Origin of the sequence: Mesorhizobium sp. M7A.F.Ca.US.006.04.2.1 (assembly GCF_004022915.1) — a bacterium.
Taxonomy (GTDB): domain Bacteria; phylum Pseudomonadota; class Alphaproteobacteria; order Rhizobiales; family Rhizobiaceae; genus Mesorhizobium; species Mesorhizobium ciceri.
Genome location: NZ_RZQA01000506.1, coordinates 1 through 4,816, shown reverse-complemented (window position 1 = coordinate 4,816; position 4,816 = coordinate 1). Strand labels below are relative to the sequence as shown.

Here is a 4,816-nt window from a genome sequence, read left to right as displayed (position 1 = left end):
TGGAACGGCATGTGCGGCGCATTGGCGACCAGCGCGCCGGTCCGGTCGAAGACGGCGCAGGAAAAATCCAGCCGTTCCTTGATGTTGACGGAATAGGCGGTGTTCTGCAGCGTGACGCCCATCTGCTCGGCGATCGACATGAAGAGGTTGTTGAAAACCTCCAGCATGACCGGATCGGCCTCGGTGCCGAGCGCTGCCTGCCGGCGCTTTTTCTCGACGCGGCGCAGGAGCACATGGTTCCTGGCGGTGATTTCGGCCAGCCAGCCCGGCTCGATGACGATTGTCTGGTTCGGCTCGATAATCAAGGCAGGTCCCGCAACCCTGTTTCCCGGCTTCAGCGCCTCGCGGCGGAAGATGGGTGAAGTGCGCCACTCTCCCTCGGTGAAGATTTCGCGGGTCTGTGAAGGGCTTACGGCAAGGTCTTCGGTTCGCGATTCAGTTTCGTCGCGCCCAGTGCCGCCGGTGTCGGTGCCTTCGACGCCGACGGTCTCGACGATCATCGGCTTGTCGTCATAGACGAAACCGAACTGCGCCTTGTGGGCGATTTCAAAATCGCGCCTGGCCTGGAAAATCGAATCCGCCTCGAAATTCACCGGCAGTGTCGTGTCGGTGCCGTCGTAGCGAATGTGCAGCACCGACTTCGTGGCGACCGTATCCTCGCCGATGCCTTGCGCCGCGAGTTCTGCGACAACGGCTTTCCTCAAGGTGGCAATGAGGTTGCCGATCTCCGTTCTGGACTCTTCGGCAAGCGGTTTCAGCAGCGCCTGCTGGCGCGAGGCAAAGACCGAGGACAGGCCGATGCCATAGGCCGACAGAAGACCTGAGAAGGGATGGATCAGCACCGCTTCCATGCCGAGCGCATCGGCGACCAGGCAAGCGTGCTGGCCGCCGGCGCCGCCAAAACAGTTCAAGAGATATTCGGTGACGTCGTAGCCGCGCTGCACGGAGATCTTCTTGATGGCATTGGCCATGTTTTCGACGGCGATAGTGACGAAGCCCTCGGCGACAGTCTCGGGCGACCGGCCATCGCCGATTTCGGCGGCGAGTGCGGCGAATTTTGCCCGTACCGTCTCGACGTCGAGCGGCTCGTCCTGGCCGGGTCCGAAAATGGCCGGGAAGAAATCGGGCTGCAGCTTGCCCAGCATCACATTGGCGTCGGTGACGGCGAGCGGGCCGCCGCGCCGGTAGGCTGCCGGGCCGGGATTGGCGCCAGCCGAATCCGGCCCGGCCCGGAAGCGGCCGGCCTCGTAGTGCAGGATCGAGCCGCCGCCGGCGGCGACGGTATGGATGCGCATCATCGGCGCGCGGATGCGCACGCCGGCGACCTCGGTGTCGAAGGCGCGCTCATATTCGCCGTCATAGTGAGCGACGTCGGTCGAGGTGCCGCCCATGTCGAAACCGATGACCTTGTCGAAGCCGGCGAGCCTGGCCGTCTCGACCATGCCGACGACACCGCCGGCTGGTCCTGACAGCAGTGCGTCCTTGCCCTGGAACATGTCGGCGGCGGTGAGACCGCCCGACGACATCATGAACATCAGGCGGGGGGATTGATCGCTCTCCCCCACAAGGGGGGAGCTTGGCGCCGCACCCAACTCTCCCGCCACCCTTTGCACATAGCGCGACAGGATCGGCGACAAATAGGCGTCGACCACCGCGGTGTCGCCGCGGCCGACCAGCTTGATCAGCGGCGAGACCTCATGGCTGACCGAGACCTGGCTGAAACCGAGTTTGCGGCAGACTTTCGCCACGGCCTTCTCGTGGTCGGGGTATTTCCAGGCGTGCATGAAGACGATGGCGACCGCATCGATGCCATCGGCCCTGGCCTGTTCGATCGCCGGCCGGCAGGCGGCGATATCGAGCAATTGTTCGACGCAGCCATCGGCGCGCACACGCTCGTTGATTTCGATGACGCGCTCGTAGAGTTGTTCGGGAAGGATGATCTCCTTGGCGAAGATGTCCGGGCGTGCCTGGTAGGCGATCTTCAGCGCATCGCGGAAGCCCTTGGTGATGAGCAAAAGCACGCGGTCGCCCTTGCGCTCCAGCAGCGCATTTGTGGCGACCGTGGTGCCCATCTTGATGTCGCCGATCAGGCCGCTCGGGATCGTGTCGCCGGCCGACAAGCCAAGAAGGTCGCGAATGCCCTGGATGGCGGCATCGTTATAGGCTTCGGGATTTTCGGAGAGAAGCTTGCGCGGGTGCAGCCCGCCTTCCGGATCTCGGCCGATGATATCGGTGAATGTGCCGCCGCGGTCGATCCAGAAATCCCATTTTTCGGTCATGACAGCCCCTGGCGCTCTTCTGTTCGATCGGTGTTTCGGCACATGCTGTTAGTTCGCTACGGCCTGGGCGGCAATCGCAAATGAACCAGACGATGTTACATGCGGAAACGCAACGTTACGAAACTCATGGCCGGCTGACGCATTTGTCCTTCGACCGCTCACGGCAACGTGAGCGTGTGTTGAAGGAGAGACAAATGAAAAAGCTCATTCTCGCGTCCGTTTCCGGTTTGGCTTTGCTTGGCGTCGCCGCCTGCAGTGACAGCGGTACGGACAACACCACCACCCAGAGCACCAACCCGCCGGCCGCCGAGGAACCGATGAAGCCGGCCACCCCGGAAGCCACGCCGCCGGCCGCGACGCCTCCGGCAACGGATAATTCGACCACGAAGAGCATCACACCCGAGAAGCCCGCCGAGCCGGCTCCGGCAACACCAGCTCCTGCGCCCGCGCAGTAGTGAGCAAGCAGTACTTCTTGTGATGAATGAGGAAGGCCGGCTCGCGCCGGCCTTTCTCATGTCGTCCGGGCGCCGTGGGCCAATCCCTCTCGCGCGCCGGATCGATTTGTCGCGCAAAGCCTGCGGCACTGTCCCGGCTTGATAGGAGGGAGCGGTGGCTCTAAGAAGCAGGCCATGTCGATTTGGGATCGCCTCGGCGAGTTCATCACCCGCGTTTCATCCTCAACCTCGTCGGGTGTCGCCGACGTTGTCGAGGCTGTGCGCACGGTTTTCTCCGGCGATGCGGATTTGCGCCGGCGTGTCGCCTTTTCGGTGGCGATGATCGCGCTGTCGGCCAAGATGGCCAAGGCCGATGGCATCGTCACCCAGGACGAGGTGCGCGCCTTCCAGGAGATATTCGAAGTGCCGCCGAAGGAGACGCGCAATGTGGCGCGGCTGTTCGATCTCGCCCAGCGCGACGTGGCCGGTTTCGAAACCTATGCCGAGCGGATGGCGCAGATGTGCGGTTCGGGGCATTCCAACTGCGTGATGCTTGAAGACATACTCGACGGTCTGTTCCATATCGCCAAGGCCGACGGGCTGGTGCACGAGCGCGAAGGCCATTTCCTGCACCGCATCGCCGAGATTTTCCGCATCGACGAAGTGCATTACGAAGCCATCATGGCCCGGCACGTCAATCTCGGCGCCGGGGATCCCTATGTCGTGCTGGGCATCGAGCGCGGCAAGCCGTTCGAAGAGGTCAGGAAACGCTATCGCAAGCTGGTTTCCGACAATCATCCGGATCGGCTGATTGCGCGCGGCCTGCCTCAGGAATTCATCAAGATCGCGACCACCAGGGTGGCGGCGATCAATGCCGCCTACGAGATGATCGAGCGGGGCCTGCGCCACGCATGAGCGGCTTTCTGCCCGACGAGCCACGTGCCGAAGTCAGGGTATCGCCGAATTTCGGCCCGCGGCGCGAGACACCCAGGCCCGACATGATCGTGCTGCACTACACCGGCATGGCGACCGGCGCCGGGGCCGAGGCCTGGCTTTGCGATCCGGCCAGCGAGGTCTCGTCGCATTATCTGGTCCACGAGAATGGCCATATCGTGCAGATGGTCAGGGAAAGCGACCGCGCCTGGCATGCCGGCAAGAGTTCGTGGTTCGGATGCGCCGACATCAATTCCTGTTCCGTCGGCATCGAGATCGTCAATCCGGGGCATTCGCTGGGCTATCCCGGTTTTCCCCGGCGGCAGATCGATGCCGTGATCGGGCTGTGCCGGGGGATCGCCGGTCGGCATTCGATCGCCGCCGAGCGGGTACTCGCGCATTCCGATGTTGCGCCGGGGCGCAAAATCGATCCCGGCGAGAAGTTTCCGTGGCGGACGCTATTCGAGGCCGGTGTCGGCCATCTCGTTACGGCCGCGCCCGTCAGGCGAGGCGCCACTCTGACAACCGGCGACACCGGCGGCGATGTCGAAGCGTTGCAGTCGATGCTGGCGCTCTACGGCTATGGCGTTGAAATATCCGGCGTTTTGGACCGGCAGACGGAGGCGGTGGTCGAAGCCTTCCAACGGCATTTCCGGCCGCGCAAGGTGGACGGCGTTGCCGACGGCTCGACGCTGCGGACGCTGCAAAGGCTGCTTGCTTCCGTGAAGCGCTAATCCCCGGGAGACCTCTCCCAAGCAATTCTTTCCAATCCTTAAGTTACAGGCTGTCACTCAAAGTGACTTGCCTGGCCTTGTTTGACACCAATTCGGGCGTCAAACGGCTGACGTGTAGATGTCGGACCCCAAGCCCCCCGGGTTGTTCCGACGTTGGTTAGGCGTTGCTGCGTGAACATCTTCGCGCGGTTCAGACAGAACAGGATCACATGCAGAAATTTACCGTTTTAACGGCAGCTCTTGCTGCCGGCGTAATGACTTTTGCCTTCAGTGCGGCGCATGCAGCGTCATTCAGCCCGCGGGCCGATCAAGGGTTTCCCGTGGTATCCGCAAAAAGCGGCAAGGCAGGCCACGACGCCAAGGCGACAAAGCAGGCATCCGCCAAAGCGGAGACGAAGCGGGCTTCCGCCAAAGCGGAAAAGGCAAGCTGGTCCAA

Annotated in this window: 4 protein-coding genes and 1 pseudogene; 4 read left to right on the top strand and 1 reads right to left on the bottom strand. The window is 62.9% G+C overall.

The window, feature by feature from the left end:
* Positions 1–2,279 (bottom strand): hydantoinase/oxoprolinase family protein (locus EN925_RS23810; RefSeq protein ID WP_206632898.1); only part of this gene is annotated, 2,279 nt, incomplete at its 3' end.
* Between the two features lie 80 nt (positions 2,280–2,359).
* On the opposite strand from EN925_RS23810, the gene EN925_RS23805 reads away from it, so the two are divergent.
* The 4 genes and pseudogenes from EN925_RS23805 to EN925_RS23790 form a co-directional block, all read left to right on the top strand.
* Complete coding sequence (locus EN925_RS23805) at positions 2,360–2,734, top strand: hypothetical protein (protein ID WP_244514312.1); 375 nt, start codon at positions 2,360–2,362, stop codon at positions 2,732–2,734.
* 174 nt (positions 2,735–2,908) lie between these two features.
* Positions 2,909–3,628, top strand: a complete 720-nt coding sequence (locus EN925_RS23800) for a DnaJ family molecular chaperone (RefSeq protein ID WP_027160641.1) — start codon at positions 2,909–2,911, stop codon at positions 3,626–3,628.
* Positions 3,625–4,380, top strand: a complete 756-nt coding sequence (locus tag EN925_RS23795; RefSeq protein ID WP_127368884.1) for an N-acetylmuramoyl-L-alanine amidase — start codon at positions 3,625–3,627, stop codon at positions 4,378–4,380. The genes EN925_RS23800 and EN925_RS23795 overlap by 4 nt, the downstream gene beginning before the upstream one ends.
* Positions 4,381–4,544: 164 nt before the next feature.
* A pseudogene (locus EN925_RS23790) lies at positions 4,545–4,816 on the top strand (lytic transglycosylase domain-containing protein); the annotation flags it as partial.